The sequence below is a fragment of the Sulfitobacter sp. DSM 110093 genome (genome assembly GCF_022788715.1).
GTDB lineage: Bacteria > Pseudomonadota > Alphaproteobacteria > Rhodobacterales > Rhodobacteraceae > Sulfitobacter.
In genome coordinates this window covers 184,539-201,696 of the sequence record NZ_CP085167.1, presented here as the reverse complement: position 1 = coordinate 201,696, position 17,158 = coordinate 184,539, and the positions used below count along the sequence as shown (strand labels likewise).

At 61.5% G+C, this 17,158-nt stretch carries 18 protein-coding genes and 2 riboswitches; of the genes, 15 read left to right on the top strand and 3 right to left on the bottom strand.

Annotated elements, in window-relative coordinates; translation table 11 throughout:
- Positions 1-50: 50 nt before the first annotated feature.
- Positions 51-188, top strand: a riboswitch (FMN riboswitch).
- 76 nt (positions 189-264) lie between these two features.
- The gene (locus DSM110093_RS00965) at positions 265-747 is read left to right on the top strand and encodes a 6,7-dimethyl-8-ribityllumazine synthase (RefSeq protein WP_243266296.1); all 483 of its coding nucleotides are present in this window, start codon (positions 265-267) and stop codon (positions 745-747) included.
- On the opposite strand, the gene DSM110093_RS00960 is transcribed toward DSM110093_RS00965, so the two are convergent.
- From DSM110093_RS00960 to thiB, 3 genes are read right to left on the bottom strand one after another with little or no spacing between them, the layout of a single operon-like run.
- Positions 744-1,436: an ATP-binding cassette domain-containing protein gene (locus tag DSM110093_RS00960; RefSeq protein WP_243266295.1), complete on the bottom strand. Its 693-nt coding sequence runs from the start codon at positions 1,434-1,436 to the stop codon at positions 744-746. The two genes, DSM110093_RS00965 and DSM110093_RS00960, sit on opposite strands and share 4 nt — an antisense overlap.
- Positions 1,423-2,979, bottom strand: a complete 1,557-nt coding sequence (locus tag DSM110093_RS00955) for a thiamine/thiamine pyrophosphate ABC transporter permease ThiP (RefSeq protein WP_243266294.1) — start codon at positions 2,977-2,979, stop codon at positions 1,423-1,425. Before DSM110093_RS00955 ends, DSM110093_RS00960 begins: the two co-directional genes overlap by 14 nt.
- Positions 2,955-3,938: a thiamine ABC transporter substrate binding subunit gene (gene thiB / locus DSM110093_RS00950; RefSeq protein ID WP_243266293.1), complete on the bottom strand. Its 984-nt coding sequence runs from the start codon at positions 3,936-3,938 to the stop codon at positions 2,955-2,957. The genes DSM110093_RS00955 and thiB overlap by 25 nt, the downstream gene beginning before the upstream one ends.
- Before the next feature lie 34 nt (positions 3,939-3,972).
- Positions 3,973-4,074, bottom strand: a riboswitch (TPP riboswitch).
- Positions 4,075-4,166: 92 nt separating this feature from the next.
- Between thiB and aroC the strand changes: the two genes are divergently transcribed.
- The 14 genes from aroC to lptC all read left to right on the top strand — a co-directional run bounded on the left by aroC (position 4,167) and on the right by lptC (position 17,158).
- Positions 4,167-5,276, top strand: a complete 1,110-nt coding sequence (aroC, locus tag DSM110093_RS00945) for a chorismate synthase (protein ID WP_243266292.1) — start codon at positions 4,167-4,169, stop codon at positions 5,274-5,276.
- Positions 5,277-5,286: 10 nt separating this feature from the next.
- Complete coding sequence (locus tag DSM110093_RS00940; protein WP_243266291.1) at positions 5,287-6,225, top strand: DMT family transporter; 939 nt, start codon at positions 5,287-5,289, stop codon at positions 6,223-6,225.
- A 70-nt stretch (positions 6,226-6,295) separates the two neighbouring features.
- Entirely contained in the window at positions 6,296-6,901 is a 606-nt protein-coding gene (gene cobO / locus DSM110093_RS00935; protein ID WP_243266290.1) for a cob(I)yrinic acid a,c-diamide adenosyltransferase, read from the top strand.
- Between the two features lie 243 nt (positions 6,902-7,144).
- Positions 7,145-8,350, top strand: a complete 1,206-nt coding sequence (gene pcaF / locus DSM110093_RS00930) for a 3-oxoadipyl-CoA thiolase (protein WP_243266289.1) — start codon at positions 7,145-7,147, stop codon at positions 8,348-8,350.
- 28 nt (positions 8,351-8,378) lie between these two features.
- Entirely contained in the window at positions 8,379-9,371 is a 993-nt protein-coding gene (paaA, locus tag DSM110093_RS00925; RefSeq protein WP_243266288.1) for a 1,2-phenylacetyl-CoA epoxidase subunit PaaA, read from the top strand.
- Between the two features lie 5 nt (positions 9,372-9,376).
- Positions 9,377-9,721: a 1,2-phenylacetyl-CoA epoxidase subunit PaaB gene (gene paaB, locus DSM110093_RS00920; protein WP_243266287.1), complete on the top strand. Its 345-nt coding sequence runs from the start codon at positions 9,377-9,379 to the stop codon at positions 9,719-9,721.
- Positions 9,722-9,756: 35 nt separating this feature from the next.
- Positions 9,757-10,479: a 1,2-phenylacetyl-CoA epoxidase subunit PaaC gene (gene paaC, locus DSM110093_RS00915; protein WP_243267748.1), complete on the top strand. Its 723-nt coding sequence runs from the start codon at positions 9,757-9,759 to the stop codon at positions 10,477-10,479.
- The gene (paaD, locus tag DSM110093_RS00910; RefSeq protein WP_243266286.1) at positions 10,473-11,021 is read left to right on the top strand and encodes a 1,2-phenylacetyl-CoA epoxidase subunit PaaD; all 549 of its coding nucleotides are present in this window, start codon (positions 10,473-10,475) and stop codon (positions 11,019-11,021) included. The genes paaC and paaD overlap by 7 nt, the downstream gene beginning before the upstream one ends.
- 7 nt (positions 11,022-11,028) lie before the next feature.
- Positions 11,029-12,093 carry a 2Fe-2S iron-sulfur cluster-binding protein gene (locus DSM110093_RS00905; RefSeq protein ID WP_243266285.1) on the top strand — a complete coding sequence of 355 codons (1,065 nt, stop codon included), beginning with the start codon at positions 11,029-11,031 and terminating at the stop codon, positions 12,091-12,093.
- Positions 12,094-12,103: 10 nt separating this feature from the next.
- Entirely contained in the window at positions 12,104-14,128 is a 2,025-nt protein-coding gene (paaZ, locus tag DSM110093_RS00900) for a phenylacetic acid degradation bifunctional protein PaaZ (protein ID WP_243266284.1), read from the top strand.
- Positions 14,118-14,909, top strand: coding sequence for a PaaX family transcriptional regulator C-terminal domain-containing protein (locus DSM110093_RS00895; RefSeq protein WP_243266283.1), 792 nt, complete (start codon positions 14,118-14,120; stop codon positions 14,907-14,909). Before paaZ ends, DSM110093_RS00895 begins: the two co-directional genes overlap by 11 nt.
- 54 nt (positions 14,910-14,963) lie before the next feature.
- On the top strand, positions 14,964-15,578 hold the full coding sequence (locus DSM110093_RS00890; protein WP_243266282.1) for a ribonuclease D: 615 nt from the start codon (positions 14,964-14,966) through the stop codon (positions 15,576-15,578).
- Positions 15,575-16,543, top strand: coding sequence for a KpsF/GutQ family sugar-phosphate isomerase (locus DSM110093_RS00885; RefSeq protein WP_243266281.1), 969 nt, complete (start codon positions 15,575-15,577; stop codon positions 16,541-16,543). The genes DSM110093_RS00890 and DSM110093_RS00885 overlap by 4 nt, the downstream gene beginning before the upstream one ends.
- A gap of 6 nt (positions 16,544-16,549) precedes the next feature.
- Positions 16,550-17,158: an LPS export ABC transporter periplasmic protein LptC gene (gene lptC / locus DSM110093_RS00880; protein ID WP_243266280.1), complete on the top strand. Its 609-nt coding sequence runs from the start codon at positions 16,550-16,552 to the stop codon at positions 17,156-17,158.

Below are 17,158 nucleotides of genomic sequence, written 5' to 3'. Positions count from 1 at the left end.
CTGCGCGTTTCTTTTGGTATTGCAGAGCCCTCCCCAACTTGGCAACCTAGCATCATTCTCAGGGCGGGGCGAAATTCCCCACCGGCGGTAAGCGGTTCCCGCAAGCCCGCGAGCGGCCCCACGGGGTGTCAGCAGATCTGGTGCGATTCCAGAGCCGACGGTCACAGTCCGGATGGAAGAGAATGCGAACAGATGTGGGGCCTTGGCCCTGCCTATGCTCGTGATCGCCTTGGGTGGACGTGTCTGAACCTAAAGGAGATCACAATGACACAAGATCGTTCCGCCCGTTTCGCCTTTGTGCGCGCAAGTTGGCATGCGGATATCGTCGACCGCGCCTATGACGGATTTACCGAAGTTATCGACGCGGCGCAGGTCGACAGCTTTGCCGTTCCCGGCGCCTTTGAATTGCCGCTTATGGCACAGCGCTTGGCCAAGACGGGGCGCTATGACGCCGTGATCTGTGCGGCCTTCGTGGTGGATGGCGGTATCTACCGTCATGACTTCGTGGCCCAGACGGTTGTCGATGGGCTGATGCGCGTGGGGCTGGACTGCGACCTTCCGGTGCTGTCAGTCTCGCTGACCCCGCATCACTATCAGGAAACCGACCATCACAACGCGATCTACCGCGAGCATTTCGTGACCAAAGGGCGCGAGGCCGCGCAAGCCGCGCTTGGCATGACCCAAGCGCTGGAGGTGTTTTCTTCAAAAGAAAACGCCCCGGAAATTTCAAAAATTTCCGCAGCCTAGCCCAGATAGGCACGCAAGGCCGGTGGCGGGTTGTCGAGCAATTCCGCCGCCGGCCCCGGCGCATGGGCACGCCCGCCTTCGACAAAGATCACCTCATCCGCGATGCGGCGCACGTCATCCGGCGCATGGGTCACCATGATCAGCCCCGCCCCAGTCTCTCGGGCGAGGTCTTGGACCAAGTCCAGCATCTCGACCCTCAACGCGGGGCCGAGCGCGGCAAAAGGTTCATCCAACAACACCCAAGGCCGCGCCTGCACCAGCACCCGCGCCAGCGCCACGCGGCTTTGCTGGCCACCGGACAAAGCGCCGGGGCGTTTGGCGGCGTGATCGCTCAGCCCCACCCGCGAGAGGGCGGCATCAATCGCCTCTCGATCCGCCGCCTTCAGACGAAGGTCGGGGCGCAGACCAAGCCCGACGTTCTGACGCACGGTGAGATGGGGAAACAGGTTATTATCTTGAAACAGCATCGTCATGCCGCGCTGGCCGGGATGTTGATCCGTGATCTCCACCCCCTCCCGCAACAACCGCCCCGCCGCCACTGGCACAAAACCGCAAATCGCCGCCAACAACGTCGACTTGCCCGACCCGGAGGGACCGATCACGGCGTAGCTGCGCCCCGGTGCGAGCGTCATATCGGCAGAGAGGCTGAAATCGCCCCGCTCGATGCGCATTCCCTCAAGCGTCAGCATGCCAGCGCCCCCATTTGTCGCAGATGAAAAACACCGCCAGCGCCAAGATCAGCAGAAGCAGCGCCGCGCCCGCCGCGGCCTCCATCCGGTAAGCGCCCATCAGACGGTACATTTGCAAGGGCAGCGTCGCACGGTCCTGATCGGCGAACAGCGCGATCACGCCGAGGTCACCCACCGAAAGCGCCCCGGTCAGTCCGGCGGCAAAGCCCAGCTGCGGGCGCAAGCGCGGCAGGACCAACAGACGCCAAAGCGCCCAACCATTCATGCCGAGGGTCTGCGTCAGCGGGCCATAATCCTGCAACGTCTCGCGCAGGCGCGGCACCAGAATGCGCAGCACGAAGGGCAACGCCATCAGCGCGTTCACGAGGGCCGTAACGGGGAGGCTCAGCCGCGCCGGGTCAAGCACTGGGTTAATCAGAATGAACCAGCCCGTGCCGATCATCAGCGGCGAGGCGGCCAGCCCCATCAGGCCAATCGCCTCAACCCCGCCGCGCCGCCGGGTGGCGATCCAACCTGCCATCGGCAGGGCCAGTGCGGCGAGTACCATCACGCTGAGGCCCGCCACCAGAATGCTGTTCAATGTAGCTTGCCACACTGAAGGCGGCAGTTGCCCCAAACCTACCAATCCGCGCAGCACTACGGCCCCCAGCGGCAGCAGTAAAAACAAGGCGGCAACCGTAATCACGCCCCCGTCCAACACCCGTTGCCCTCCGCCCAGCGCATCCCAGCGGCGCAGGGGGCGGTCCAACCCGCCGCCCATGCTGATCGGCGGGATCAGCCAAAGCGCCGCAACCGCCGCAGCGCCAGCCAGAACAAGCTGCACCACTGACAAAAGCGCCGCCCGCCCAAGGTCAAAATCAAACCGAAATGCCTGATAGATCGCCAGTTCAATCGTCGTCGCACGTGGCCCGCCGCCCAATGTCAGCGCCACGGCAAAACTGGTCAGACAAATCACGAAGATCAGCGCCGCCACGCCGGGTAAAACTTGCCGCAGCATCGGCCATTCCAGTGCCAGAAACAGCGCCCGCGGCGTCATCTGCAGCTGCCCGGCCAGTCGAAACCGCTCGGACGGGATGCCCTGCCAGCCTTGCAACAAAAGCCGTGTCGCCAGCGGAAGATTAAAGAAAACATGGGCCAAAACGACGCCATGCAGCCCGTAGATCGACACGGGCGGCAGGCCAAGCGCCGCGCCAAATTGGTTCAGCACGCCCGAGCGGCCAAAGACCGTCAGCAGCCCCAACACCGCCACGATCACCGGCAGAATAAACGGCGCGCCGAGCAGGGTGATCAGCGCCCCGCGCCCCCAAAACCGCCGCCGCGCCAGCGCCCGCGCCACCGGCACGGCCAGCAGCACCGAGAGCACTGCTGACCAGACTGCCTGCGTCGCGGTAAACCGCACCGCCGCCCAATCCGCCGGACCAAGCCCCGCACCCACATCGGCTGCCGTGAAGACAGCGACCAAGGCGGCAAGGATCAGCCCCGCGACCAGTGCGGCGGCGAAAAGCCCCGTCTTGCCGCTTAACGCGACAGCGCGGTCAGCCATTCGTCCAAAGCCTCTTCACGGAGCGCGGGAACGTCGCCGTTCGGCACCAACAGCGCCTTGCCGGGCTGGATCATGCCCTCAAACCCTTCGGGCAGACCGCCTTCGGGCGTCACGGCGGGGTACATCCAGTTGGTCGTCGGCAGCACCGATTGCGCGGCATCAGAAACGAGGTATTGCAAAAACCGATCCGCCAGATCCGGCTGATCCGACCCCGCAAGCTTCCCTGCCACTTCGATCTGCATGTAGTGGCCTTCGTCAAACAGCGCGGCTGTCTTGCTGTCGTCCTCCTCTGCGATCAGGTGATAGGCGGGGGATGTCGTGTAGCTCAGCACCATGTCGGCCTCGCCTTCGAGGAACAGGCCGTAAGCCTCGGACCAGCCCTTGGTGACGGTCACGACGTTATCCGCCAGCCCTGCCCAAACGTCGGGCGCTTCATCGCCATAAGCCGCTTTGACCCACATCAACAGACCCAGACCGGGGGTTGAGGAGCGCGGGTCTTGAATGACGATCTTCAGATCACTCTCGGCCAGCGCTTTGAAGTCAGTGGGCGCGGGCGCGGAAAGGTCCGCGCCATGCACAAAGGCGAAATAGCCCCAGTCGTAGGGGACGAATACCTCATCTTCCCAAGTGATCGGCAGATCATAGTCAGCCTGCAACCCGCTCGGCGCGAACAGCTCAGTCTCCTTCGCCGCCGCGACAAGGCTGGTGTCGAGCCCCAGCACGATATCCGCGTCAGAGCGTGCGCCCTCAAGCTTGAGCCGCGCCAGCAGTGCCGCGCCATCGCCCATGCCGACGAATTTCAGGTCGCAGCCGCATTCTGCCTCGAACCCCTCTTCGATCGCCGGGCCAGGGCCCCATTCGGTGACGAAACTGTCGTAGGTATAGACCGTCAATTCAGGCGTTTCGGCCCATGCAGCCGATGCGCCCAAGACGCCCGCAGCAAGTGTAAGATACTTCATTGCATCCTCCTTTTGCGGCGAAAGGTAAAAGGTGGATGTCTGTCCTGACCTTCCCTCCGCCGGTGTTAACCGGTTCAGGTTCAACGGGTCCGCACAACACGTACATCTCAGCCCAAAGGCCCCCCGAGGTAGCGTTAGGGGTAGATCGGACCTGCACAATTGGCAAGGCAAATCCCCTTGAGGCAGGGCGCTGCCCCGGCTAAGGGTTTGACAACAGGAGGTCCGCCCATGTCGATCAACAGCTTTGGCCATCTTTACCGGGTCACCACATGGGGCGAGAGCCACGGGCCCGCCCTTGGTGCGACCATCGACGGATGCCCCCCCGGCGTGCCGATTGACGAGGGCATGATCCAACAGTGGCTGGACAAGCGTAAACCGGGCCAGAACAAATACACCACGCAGCGGCGTGAGGCGGATGAGGTACGGATCCTGTCGGGCACCTTCGAAGGGGTCACCACCGGCACGCCGATCCAGTTGATGATCGAAAACACCGATCAACGCTCGAAAGACTACGGCGACATCAAAGACAAGTTCCGCCCCGGTCATGCCGACATCACCTATTTCCAGAAATACGGCATCCGTGACTATCGCGGAGGTGGGCGTTCCTCGGCCCGTGAAACGGCGGCGCGGGTGGCGGCGGGTGGACTGGCGCGTGAGGCTATCAAGGTGCTGGCCCCGAACCTGCAGATCACCGGCTATATGGTGCAGATGGGTCCGCATAAGATCGACCGGGATGCCTTTGACTGGGACCAGATCGACCAGAACCCGTTTTGGGTGCCCGACGCCAAGGCGGCAGGCGACTGGGCCGAGTACCTCGACGGGCTGCGCAAATCGGGCAGCAGCGTGGGTGCGATCATCGAAGTCACCGCGCGCGGCGTGCCTGCGGGCATTGGCGCGCCGGTCTATGGCAAGCTCGACACCGATCTGGCCGCCGCGATGATGAGCATCAATGCCGTCAAAGGCGTGGAAATCGGCGAAGGAATGTCAGCTGCGATGCTGACCGGCGAGCTGAACGCGGATGAGATCACCATGGGGCCAGAGGGGCCGGAGTATTCCTCCAACCATGCGGGCGGTATCTTGGGCGGGATCAGCACCGGGCAGGATGTCGTGGTGCGTTTCGCGGTGAAGCCGACCTCAAGCATCCTGACCACGCGGCGCACCATCACCAAACAAGGCGAAGAGACCGAGATCATCACCAAGGGCCGCCATGATCCTTGCGTCGGCATTCGCGCCGTGCCGGTGGGCGAGGCGATGATGGCCTGCGTGCTGCTGGATCACCTGCTGCTGCACCGCGGGCAGATCGGCACCAATCGCGGGCGGATCGGCCCCGAAGCATGAGGACCAGAGTATGAAAGTCGATGATTTCTCCGCCCGCCCCGCCCTTGGCGTCGGGCTGAAGATCACGGCGATCCTGCTTTTCACCTGCATGTCTGCGATCATCAAATCGCTGGCCGACGACGTGCCAGCGGGCGAGTCTGTCTTCTTTCGATCCTTCTTTGCCATTCCGGTGATCCTGATCTGGCTGGCGCAACGCGGTAAATTGAAAAGCGGGCTGAAGACGCAAAACCCGATGGGCCATGTCTGGCGCGGGCTGTTCGGCACCACGGCGATGGGGCTGACCTTTACCGGCCTTGGCCTGCTGCCCCTGCCCGAGGTCACCGCCATCGGCTTTGCCACACCGATCTTTACCGTCATCCTCGCCGCCGTGTTGCTGGGTGAAAAAATCCGCCTGATCCGCGTGAGTGCCGTGGCGATCGGGCTGGTCGGGGTGATGATCATCCTTTGGCCGCGTTTTACCAACATCGGCACGATGGAGCAGACGGCCACCATTGGCGCGCTGCTGATCCTGATGGCGACAATGGTGCGCAGCCTCGTGCAGATTCACATCCGGCAATTGGTGCAGAACGAAGACACGGCGGCGATCGTGTTCTATTTCTCGGCCACCGCGTCGATCCTGGCGCTTTTCACCCTGCCCTTTGGCTGGGTAATGCCCGACCTGCAAACCTTCGGCCTGCTGGTTCTCGCCGGGTTGATCGGCGGGGTGGCGCAAATTTTGATCACCTCGGCCTATCGTTTTGGCTCGGCTTCAATGCTCGCGCCCTATGACTATACCTCGATGCTTTTTGCCATCGTGCTGGGCTATGTCTTTTTCGCAGAACTGCCGACGATGATGATGCTGGCGGGCGCGGCGCTGGTGATCAGCGCGGGCGCGCTGGTGATCTGGCGCGAGCGGCAGCTGGGGATGGAACGCGGCAAAGCACGGTCTGTCACCGATCCCAAGGCGTGATTCATTGCGGGCTTTCGCCTGACCAATCCTCTCCCTATGGTGCCCCGAAACCGGATAGAGGAGATGACCGATGAGCGACGCGGATCCGCAAGACCACAAGGAAAAGATGCAGCAGCGTCAGGCCGAGCAGCGCGCCAAGGTGGCCGAACTGCAAGACCCGGAAAAGGGGCTGGTACTGGTCCATACCGGGCCGGGCAAGGGCAAATCCTCCTCTGCTTTCGGAGTCGTGGTGCGCGCGCTTGGCTGGAAACAGCGCGTCGGTGTGGTGCAGTTCATCAAGGGCAAATGGAAGACCGGCGAACGGCTGTTCTTTGAACAGCTGGACGAGGTGACATGGCACACGATGGGCGAAGGGTTCACGTGGGATACCCAAGACCGCAACCGCGATATCGCCGCCGCCGAAGCCGCGTTTGGCAAGGCACGTGAGATGATGGCGAGCGGGGAGTATGACCTTGTGGTGATGGATGAGATCAACATCGCCATCCGCTATGAATACCTCAAGATCGAAGACGTGATCGCTGGGCTTGATGGCCGCGACAAACGCACAGCCGTGGTGCTGACAGGCCGCGACGCCCGGCCCGAGCTTTGCGACTATGCCGATCTGGTGACCGAGATGTCCGAGGTCAAACACCCGTTCAAAGCTGGCATCAAAGCGCAGCGCGGCGTGGATTACTAAGCCCCCTCGCTTTGCATTTCTGAAGATACCAAAGGCTGTCCTTACCCAAGGGCGGCCTTTTTTTATTCTCTCGCGATCCGGCGTCTCATCCCCACTCCATGCGGCGCGGGCCCGGAGCCACAGCATGCCCATTTGCCCAATGACGTGTTACCGAAATATAATTCATGGATGCATTCCGTAACATTTTGATTGAAACGAATCGCCGCGATGTGTAAATTGCAGGGCAACAACAGGAGTACCCCCATGCAGGCATTCATCTGCGACGCGCAGCGCACCCCCATTGGCCGTTACGGCGGCGCCCTCTCTTCGGTTCGCGCCGACGATCTGGCCGCGATCCCGCTGAAGGCGCTGATGGAGCGGAACCCATCGGTGGATTGGGCGCGGGTCGATGATGTCATCATGGGGTGTGCCAACCAAGCGGGCGAAGACAACCGCAACGTCGCGCGCATGGCCGCCCTGCTGGCAGGCCTGCCCGTCGATGTACCCGGCGCGACGATCAACCGCCTTTGCGCCAGCGGCATGGATGCCGTAGGTGCCGCCGCCCGCGCGATCCGCGCCGGTGATATGGATCTGGCCATCGCTGGCGGGATTGAAAGCATGTCGCGCGCGCCCTTCGTGATGCCCAAGGCCGAAACCGCGTTTTCGCGCAGCAATACCGTTTATGACACCACCATCGGCTGGCGCTTTGTGAACCCCAAGATGAAGGCGCAGTTCGGCGTGGATTCCATGCCCGAAACCGCCGACAACGTCGCCGCCGACCATGACGTGTCGCGCGAGGACCAAGACGCTTTTGCCGCGCGCAGCCAGCAACGCTGGGCAGAGGCGGATGAAAAGGGCCTCTTTGCCGAGGAAATTACCCCCGTCACGATCCCACAGCGCAAAGGCGACGACGTGATCGTCGACCGCGACGAGCACCCCCGCCCCGGCTCCACGCTGGAAAAACTCGCCAAGCTGCGCGGCATCAATGGCGCTGACCTGACTGTCACCGCGGGCAATGCCTCGGGCGTCAACGATGGCGCGGCAGCGATGCTGCTGGCCTCTGAGGCAGGCGTGAAAGATCACGGCCTCACCCCCATCGCCCGCGTTGTTGCCATGTCTGCCGCAGGTGTCGAGCCGCGCGTCATGGGCATCGGCCCGATCCCCGCGGTGCGCAAAGTGCTGGACCGCGCGGGCCTGACCATCGAACAGATGGACGTGATCGAACTCAATGAGGCTTTCGCCTCCCAAGGCCTCGCCACCCTTCGCGCGCTCGGCGTGGCGGATGACGCGCCCCATGTAAACGCCAACGGCGGTGCTATCGCCATCGGCCACCCGCTGGGCATGTCTGGTGCACGTCTCGTGATGACGGCGGCGCTGCAGCTCAAGCGGACGGGCGGCAAATACGCGCTATGTACAATGTGTGTGGGCGTGGGTCAGGGCGTTGCACTGATCCTCGAAAACGCAGGCTGAGACTTCTTTCCGAGAAAGGAACAGACCGATGTATGCACAGATGATCAAATCCACCGGCAAGGGCATCAAATCCCTCGACGAGATGGACCCCGAAGAGCGCGCCTTTCAGGAGCGTATCGACGCGGGCGGCAAAATTGAACCCAAGGACTGGATGCCCGAGGGCTATCGCAAAAACCTGGTCCGCCAGATCGGTCAGCACGCGCATTCCGAGATCGTCGGCCAATTGCCGGAAGGCAACTGGATCACCCGCGCGCCGACACTGGAGCGCAAGGCGATCCTGTTGGCCAAGGTACAGGATGAGGCAGGCCACGGTCTCTACCTCTATTGCGCGGCGGAAACGCTGGGCGTCACTCGCGACCAGATGACCCGCGACCTGCTGTCGGGCAAGATGAAGTACTCGTCGATATTCAACTACCCCACGCTGACATGGGCCGACATGGGCGCTGTTGGTTGGCTTGTCGACGGTGCCGCGATCATGAACCAAGTACCGCTGCAACGGACCTCTTATGGCCCTTATGCCCGCGCGATGGTGCGGATTTGCAAAGAGGAATCCTTTCACCAGCGCCAAGGCTTCGACATCATGATGAAGATGGCCAAGGGCACTGAGCCGCAGCGCAAAATGGCCCAAGACGCGCTGAATCGTTTCTGGTTCCCGGCGTTGATGATGTTCGGCCCGTCAGACAAAGACTCGGTCCATTCCGCGCAGTCGATGGCGTGGAAAATCAAGATGAACACCAACGATGAGCTGCGCCAGAAATTCGTCGATGAGACGGTGCCGCAGGCGGAATACCTCGGCCTCACGATCCCCGATGAAACCCTCAAGTTTAACGAGGACACCGGCCACTACGACTTTGCTGAGCCGGATTGGGAAGAGTTCTTTCAGGTGCTCAAGGGCAATGGCCCCTGCAACACCGAACGGCTGGCCGCGCGCAACAAGGCTTGGGACGAGGGCCGCTGGGTACGCGAGGGGCTTTTGGCCCACGCCGAGAAGAAGCGCAGCAAACAAATGGCAGCGGAGTAAGCAAGATGAGCAGCCCTGAATCCAGCGAATACAAAGGCACCGAGGCCGCGCCGCATGGCAAAACCCGGTCAACAGAATGGCCCCTTTGGGAAATCTTTATCCGTGGTCAGCACGGGTTAAGCCACCGCCATGTCGGCAGCTTACACGCTGCTGATGCGGAAATGGCCATCAAAAACGCCCGCGACGTCTATACCCGCCGCAACGAAGGCGTGAGCATCTGGGCGGTCGAGGCCAGCGCCATCGCCGCCTCCTCTCCCGAGGAAAAAGGCGCGCTTTATGAACCTGCGAACGACAAGGTTTACCGCCACCCTACCTTCTTCGACATTCCCGACGAAGTGGGGGCAATGTGACCACGGTTAACCCTAAATTCGAATTCCTCTGTCGCATGGGGGATAGCGCCCTTGTGCTGGGCCACCGCGTTTCGGAATGGTGCGGCACCGCCCCAGTGCTGGAAGAAGACATCGCGCTGGCCAATGTGGCGCTCGACCTGATCGGGCAAACGCAGCTGTGGCTGGGCATGGCGGGTGAAGTCGAAGGCGCAGGCCGCGATGCCGACAAGCTCGCCTTTCACCGCGATGTCTGGGATTTTCGCAATGTGCTGCTGGTTGAACAACCCAATGGCGATTTTGGTCAGACAATGATGCGGCAGTTCCTGTTCGACGCTTGGCATCTGTCGCAACTGACCGCGCTGATCGATTCCAGCGACAAAGAGATAGCGGCGATTGCCGAGAAATCCGCGAAGGAGGTAACCTACCACCTCGAACGTTCCTCCGATACGGTGATCGGCCTTGGCGACGGGACCGAGGAAAGCCACCGCCGCATGCAGGCAGCGCTTGATCTGCTCTGGCCATATGTGGGGGAAATGTTCCTCGGCGATGATGTGGACGCTGCCATGAAAGATGCGGGCATCGCCCCTGATCCGGCCAGCCTGCGGGCGAGCTATGACCAGTTGGTCGGCGACACGCTCGCTGCAGCGACCCTGATCAAACCCAAAGATGATTTTGCCCATAAGGGCGGGAAAAGCGGCGCGCGTCACAGTGAACATCTGGGCCATATGCTGACGCAGATGCAATGGCTGCAACGCGCCTACCCGGACGCCACATGGTGAAATCCGCCCCCCACAGCCGCCCGGCCCCCGCGCCGGTGCCGGGGGTGGTGCGCGATACCGCCCCGCGCGGTGCCGCGTTGGCCGGAAAGCCCACGTTAGAGACGGTTTGGGCATGGCTTTCGGCGATCCCGGACCCGGAGATCCCGGCCATTTCGCTTACCGATCTCGGCATCATCCGCGATGTGGAATGGGACGGCGATACTCTGGTTGTGACCATCACACCGACCTATTCGGGGTGCCCGGCCACCAGCATCATCAACCTTGATATCGAGATGGCGCTGCGCGACCACGGTATCGAAAATCTGGACTTAAAACGCCAGCTTTCTCCGCCTTGGACCACCGATTGGATGAGTGACACTGGCCGTGCCAAGCTGGAATCTTACGGCATCGCGCCGCCGCGCCCAGCAGGCGGCCCGCGGCATTGCCCGCATTGCAAAAGCCAAGCGGTGGAGCGGATCAGCCAGTTCGGATCGACCCCCTGTAAGGCCCAATGGCGCTGCTGCGACTGCCGTGAACCCTTCGACTATTTCAAATGTATCTGAGGCCCCGATGAGCCAGTTTCACCCCCTGTTAGTGACTGATATCCACCGCACCATCCGCGATGCGGTGGTGCTGACGCTGAAGCCGGAAAACCCCGAAGCTTTTACCTTTACCCAAGGCCAATACCTGACCTTCAAGCAGGACTTCGACGGCACCGAGCTGCGCCGCAACTACTCGATCTGCGCGGGGCTGGATGATGGCGAATTAAAGGTCGGCATCAAACGTGTAGATGGCGGCGCGTTTTCGACCTATGCCAATACCGAGCTTAAGGTCGGCGATACGCTCCGCGCGATGCCGCCGCAGGGCAAATTCTTTACGGCGATCGAGCCTGAGGTGGCGAAGAATTACCTTGGTTTTGCGGGCGGATCGGGCGTTACCCCGGTGCTATCGATCCTGAAGACTGTGCTCAAACGCGAGCCGAACTCGACCTTCACGCTGGTCTATGCCAACCGCGCGGTGAACACGATCATGTTCCGCGAAGAGTTAGAAGATCTCAAAAACCACTACATGGGGCGGTTGACGATTATCCATATCCTCGAATCCGGTCAGGACATGGAGTTGTTTGAGGGCCGTATCGATCAGGCGAAATGCGATGCGCTGTTTAAACATTGGATTCAGATCGACAATATCGACACCGCCTTCATTTGCGGCCCAGAGCCGATGATGCTAGCGATTGCCGAGGCGCTGAAGACCAACGGGCTAAGCGACGAACAAATCAAATTTGAACTCTTTAGTGAAAGCCAACAAGGCCGTCTGGCGAAACAAGAAATGGCCAAGCGCAGCGAAGGCCAAAGCGGCACCGAAGTGACTGTCATCATCGACGGGGCGCGGCGAAGTTTCACCATGCAAAAGGGTCAATCGGTACTCGAAGCGGCGCTGGAGAACGGGCAAGAAGCACCGTTTTCCTGCAAGGCCGGGGTCTGTTCGACCTGTATGGGCAAGGTGCTTGATGGCGAGGTCGAGATGATCTCGAACCACGCTTTGGAAGATTACGAGGTCGAGCGCGGCTATGTGCTGACCTGCCAAAGCTACCCGCTGAGCGACACGCTCACCATCGACTACGACACACATTAAAGGAGCCAACATGCGCGATATTCAAAGCTTTGCGGCGGGCGAATGGCTTGCCTCTGGTGCCGGTTCCCGCAACATTGCCAGCGCCATCACGGGCGAAGTGATCGCCCAAGCCGGAAACGATGCGCTGAATGTGCAGGCGATGCTGGGCTTTGCCCGGGAGCACGGCGGCCCTTCCTTGCGCGCGATGACCTTCCATGACCGCGCGCGGATGCTCAAGGCGCTGGCCCTGCATCTGATGGAGCATAAACAGGCGCTTTATGATCTGAGCTACGACACCGGGGCGACCCTTTCTGATCACAAGATCGACGTGGACGGGGGCATTGGCACGATGCTCGTCTTCGCCTCCAAGGGTCGGCGCGAGATGCCTGATGCGCATGTCTATCTGGATGGCGCGCCCGAGCAGTTAGGCCGTGATGGGCAGTTCATGGGGCGGCATATTTGCACGCCGTTGCAAGGCGTCGCGGTGCATATCAACGCCTTCAACTTCCCCGTTTGGGGCATGCTTGAAAAACTCGCCCCTACCCTGCTCGCGGGCGTTCCGGCCATCGTCAAACCCGCCACCGCGACCTGCTATGTTACCGAACATTGTGTGCGCTTGATGCTGGAGAGCGGGCTGCTGCCGAAAGGCGCACTGCAACTGGTCAGCGGCGGTCTGGGCGATATGCTGGACCACCTTGATTGTCAGGATGCCGTGGCCTTCACTGGCTCTGCCGACACTGCGCTGAAACTGCGCAGCAATCCCTTACTGCTGCAGAACTCGGTGCGTTTCACGTCTGAGCAGGACAGCCTTAACGCATCGGTCCTTGGTCCCGATGCGGCCCCTGGCACGCCGGAGTTTGATCTTTTCGTCAAAGAAGTACAGCGCGAGATGACCGCCAAAGCAGGTCAGAAATGCACCGCGATCCGCCGCGTGATGGTTCCAGAAACGCAGATCGACGCCGTGATCGCCGCTTTGTCGGAACGGCTTGCCAAGACCACCATCGGCGACCCACGCAATGAAAATACCCGCATGGGAGCGTTGGTTTCGAACAGCCAAAAGCGCGATGTGCTAGAAAAAGTCGCGCGGCTGGGTGCAGAGGCCGAGCGCGTCTTTGGCGACCCCGACAACTTTACCGTCAACGGCGCCGACAAAGACAAAGGCGCCTTCCTGCCGCCGATGCTGTATCACTGCGCCGACCCAGACAAAGCCGAGCGCGTGCATGACACCGAGGCTTTCGGCCCTGTTTCCACCCTCATGCCCTACCGTGATCTGGCCCATGCCACGCAGCTTTTGAACCGAGGGCAAGGGTCGCTCGTCGCCTCCATCATCACCAATGATGGCGAAGTCGCGCGCGAACTGACCATGGGCTCCGCCGCCTTCCACGGGCGGCTTTACTTCAACAACCGCAAATCCATGGGTGAGGCGACGGGCCACGGCTCCCCGCTGCCGCATATGGTGCACGGCGGGCCGGGCCGCGCAGGCGGCGGCGAAGAGCTGGGCGGCATTCGGGGCGTGATGCACTACATGCAGCGCACCGCCATACAAGGCAGCCCCGACATCCTGACTGCCATCGGTCAGCAATGGGTGCCGGGCGCGGAAGAGATCACCGACCGCGATCACCCTTTCACCCGGCGTTTCACCGAGCTGGACTTGGGCGAAACCTTTTATTCCAAATCTCGCGAAATCTCGCTTGAAGATATCGAAACCTTCGCCAATTTCACCGGCGACACGTTCTATGCACATATGGACGACGAAGCCGCCGCCGCGAATCCGTTCTTTCCGGGCCGCGTGGCACATGGCTACCTGTTGCTCAGCTTTGCTGCGGGCCTGTTCGTGCAGCCTGATCCCGGCCCCGTTTTGGCCAATACGGGTCTCGACAATCTTCGCTTCCTCGAACCTGTCTCTGCCGGGGACAGCATGAAAGTGCGGCTAACTGTCAAACACAAGACCCCGCGCAACGAAGAATATGGCGAGGTGCGGTGGCATGTGACCCTGACCAACCAACGGGAGGAAGCGGTCGCAGAATACGACCTGCTGACGATGAATGCCCTCTGAGCAATCTGCCCCCCTCGTTGCCGCTTTTGCGGGTTTGGGTGGTCAACGCGTCTGGTCATTGATGATCAGCCTCTTTGGCGATCTGGCCCAAGGAAATGGTGATGCGATCGACGGGCCGGTGCTGTCGAGCATTATGGCTGCACTTGATGTGCGACCTGAGGCAAGCCGCGTGGCGCTGCACAGGCTGCGCAATGATGGCTGGTTGCAGTCCCACAAAGTGGGCCGGATCAGCCAGCACAGCCTGACCGCGCAGGGTCGCGCGGAAAGTGCGGCCGCCAGCCCGCGCATCTATGCCGCCCCACCTGATCTGTCAGAGCCTTGGCAGATGGTGATGACCGAAGAGAACGGGCGCGAGACGGATACCGCCCTGCGCGCCTCTGGGTTCATCCCCGCCCTGCCGCGCGCCTATGTCGGGCGAGCCGATAGCACGGCCCCCAAAGGCTGCCTTGCCCTGCGCGGAGAAACCCCGCCCGATTGGCTGCGCCGCGCTGTAGAGCCTGCGGACCTTGCATCAGAATATGACGCGTTGCTCGTTGCGCTGAGCACAGCCGAAAACGAACTGACCCGCGTCCATCATATGGATGCACTGGGAGTTGCCGTGCTGCGGTGCCTTATCGTGCACAACTGGCGGCGCTTGGTTCTGAAACACCCCGCCCTGCCCGGTGGGGTGATCCGCCCCGATTGGTCCGGCTACCAATGCCACCTGCTGGTCGATCAATTGCTGCACCGCTATCCCCAGCCCGCCTTGCAAGATTTAGCCGCCACCTCGGCAACGGGCTGAGCCTGTGCAAAGCGCTGCTTTCCCATGGCGGGCAAGCGCGGTATAGACGACGGCATGACAAATTTCCTCTATCAGAATGACCTGCCGGATGACCTCGACCTTGGGCCGATGGTCGCCATTGATTGCGAGACGATGGGCCTCCACCCGCACCGCGACCGACTTTGCGTTGTGCAACTGTCGGGCGGCGATGGGCATGCACATCTGGTGCAGGTCGCCATGGGCCAGACCGAAGCACCGAACCTTTGTGCGCTTTTGGAAAACCCGCATGTGCTGAAACTGTTTCACTACGGTCGGTTCGACATTGCCGCGATGCTCAACACCTTTGGTGCCACCGCGACGCCGGTCTATTGCACCAAGATCGCAAGCCGCCTGATCCGTACCTATACTGACCGGCACGGGCTGGCCAAGCTGTGCCAAGAACTGCTGAGTGTCGACATCTCGAAACAGCAGCAATCCAGCGATTGGGGGGCCGAAAAACTGACCCAAGCGCAGATCGACTATGCCGCGTCGGATGTGCTGTATCTGCACCGTCTGCGCGATGAACTTAACAAACGCCTGATACGCGAAGGTCGGATGGACATGGCGCAGGCCTGTTTCGATTTCCTGCCGATGCGCGCCAAGCTGGATCTGGAGGGATGGCCGGACACGGACATCTTCGCACACGCATGAACACACCTTTCCTCGATACCGCCCGCCGCGTGATCCGATGCGAATCCGATGCGCTGATCCAGCTGGCCGAGAGCCTTGATGATCGTTTTCGCGCCGCCGTTGATCTGATGCGCGCCTGCAAGGGCCGCATCATCGTTACTGGCATCGGTAAATCGGGCCATATCGGCAACAAAATCGCAGCGACGTTGGCCTCTACCGGCACGCCCGCGCAATTTGTGCATCCGGCGGAGGCGAGCCATGGCGATCTGGGCATGATCACCGCAGCCGATGTGGTGCTGGCGATCTCCAATTCAGGCGAAGCGCCAGAGCTTGCCAACCTCATCGCCTATTCACGCCGCTATGCGATCCCGCTGATTGGCATCACCAGCCGCCCCGACAGCAGCTTGGGCCGCCACAGCGACGTGGTGCTGGAGCTGCCCCGTCTGGCAGAGGCTTGCGGCACCGGCGTTGTGCCAACCACCTCGACCACGCTAACGCTGGCGATGGGCGATGCGGTGGCCGTGGCGCTGATGGAGAACCGCGCCTTCACTGCCGAGCATTTCCGCGACTTCCACCCCGGCGGCAAGCTGGGTGCAAGGCTGAGCCGTGTGGCGGATTTGATGCATGTAGGCGATGCGCTGCCCGTGGTCTCTGCCGATGCCCCAATGGCCGACGCACTGAGCGAGATCAGCCGCAAGGGCTTTGGCGTGGTCTGCGTGACGGATAAGGCTGGTGCCCTATCGGGGATCATCACCATGGGCGACCTTGCGCGCCACCTTGACGGTTTGATGACCATGACCGCGGAAGAAGTCATGACCTCCGCGCCAATCACCATTGGCCCCGAAGAATTGGCAGAAAAAGCCGTTGGCGTAATGAACAACCGCAAGATCACCTGCCTGATCGTTACGGACCCCTCGCAAAACGATGGCAAGATGCCGCTAGGCCTACTGCATATCCATGACTGCCTGCGCGTCGGGCTGGGCTAAGGCGCGATGAAGGCCGATCGCCACTCACGCGTTGTTTCTTGGCTGAAAGTGCTCTTTCCGCTGATCGCGTTGGCGCTGCTGTCGACCCTGTTCCTGCTGTCGCGCGCGATTGAACCGCAGGCGGTGATCCCATTTGCGGATAAAGAAGTGCAAGAACGTCTGCGGGATCAGCAGATCACCGGGCCCTTCTATTCCGGCACCACGGCGGATGGCGATCTGATCTCATTCTCTGCCGAAAAGCTGACAACCCCCGGCGGCGTAAGCGGCACCAATGAAGCCGTAGACCTTGAGGCCACACTAGACTTGGAGGGGGGCGCCAAGATCACCCTTCAATCCAGCCGCGGCAGATTTGATACCGGCGCAGAGGAAGCGGAACTGGCAGGTGATGTGAAGATCAACACTTCGACCGGCTACCAGATCCTCTCTGAGCGGATGACATCGAACCTCACTACACTAGATCTTCTATCGCCTGGCCCGGTCAAAGCGACCAGCCCGGCGGGCGAGATCACCGCCGGAAGCATGGCAATCACCAATCGGCAGAACAGCGCCGGCTCGCAATTGCTTTTCACCGAGGGTGTGAAACTGATATACACGCCGCAAGCAACGAAAGAGTAA

What these genes read in the sequence shown, in the direction of transcription:
- paaB (WP_243266287.1), top strand. Translation starts at nt 9,377, where the DNA reads ATGAGCAGCCCTGAATCCAGCGAATACAAAGGCACCGAGGCCGCGCCG.
- paaZ (WP_243266284.1), top strand. Translation starts at nt 12,104, where the DNA reads ATGCGCGATATTCAAAGCTTTGCGGCGGGCGAATGGCTTGCCTCTGGT.
- DSM110093_RS00960 (WP_243266295.1), bottom strand. Translation starts at nt 1,436, where the DNA reads ATGCTGACGCTTGAGGGAATGCGCATCGAGCGGGGCGATTTCAGCCTC.
- DSM110093_RS00940 (WP_243266291.1), top strand. Translation starts at nt 5,287, where the DNA reads ATGAAAGTCGATGATTTCTCCGCCCGCCCCGCCCTTGGCGTCGGGCTG.
- DSM110093_RS00885 (WP_243266281.1), top strand. Translation starts at nt 15,575, where the DNA reads ATGAACACACCTTTCCTCGATACCGCCCGCCGCGTGATCCGATGCGAA.
- pcaF (WP_243266289.1), top strand. Translation starts at nt 7,145, where the DNA reads ATGCAGGCATTCATCTGCGACGCGCAGCGCACCCCCATTGGCCGTTAC.
- DSM110093_RS00965 (WP_243266296.1), top strand. Translation starts at nt 265, where the DNA reads ATGACACAAGATCGTTCCGCCCGTTTCGCCTTTGTGCGCGCAAGTTGG.
- paaD (WP_243266286.1), top strand. Translation starts at nt 10,473, where the DNA reads ATGGTGAAATCCGCCCCCCACAGCCGCCCGGCCCCCGCGCCGGTGCCG.
- paaC (WP_243267748.1), top strand. Translation starts at nt 9,757, where the DNA reads ATGGGGGATAGCGCCCTTGTGCTGGGCCACCGCGTTTCGGAATGGTGC.
- cobO (WP_243266290.1), top strand. Translation starts at nt 6,296, where the DNA reads ATGAGCGACGCGGATCCGCAAGACCACAAGGAAAAGATGCAGCAGCGT.
- aroC (WP_243266292.1), top strand. Translation starts at nt 4,167, where the DNA reads ATGTCGATCAACAGCTTTGGCCATCTTTACCGGGTCACCACATGGGGC.
- DSM110093_RS00895 (WP_243266283.1), top strand. Translation starts at nt 14,118, where the DNA reads ATGCCCTCTGAGCAATCTGCCCCCCTCGTTGCCGCTTTTGCGGGTTTG.
- DSM110093_RS00905 (WP_243266285.1), top strand. Translation starts at nt 11,029, where the DNA reads ATGAGCCAGTTTCACCCCCTGTTAGTGACTGATATCCACCGCACCATC.
- DSM110093_RS00955 (WP_243266294.1), bottom strand. Translation starts at nt 2,979, where the DNA reads ATGGCTGACCGCGCTGTCGCGTTAAGCGGCAAGACGGGGCTTTTCGCC.
- thiB (WP_243266293.1), bottom strand. Translation starts at nt 3,938, where the DNA reads ATGAAGTATCTTACACTTGCTGCGGGCGTCTTGGGCGCATCGGCTGCA.
- lptC (WP_243266280.1), top strand. Translation starts at nt 16,550, where the DNA reads ATGAAGGCCGATCGCCACTCACGCGTTGTTTCTTGGCTGAAAGTGCTC.
- DSM110093_RS00890 (WP_243266282.1), top strand. Translation starts at nt 14,964, where the DNA reads ATGACAAATTTCCTCTATCAGAATGACCTGCCGGATGACCTCGACCTT.
- paaA (WP_243266288.1), top strand. Translation starts at nt 8,379, where the DNA reads ATGTATGCACAGATGATCAAATCCACCGGCAAGGGCATCAAATCCCTC.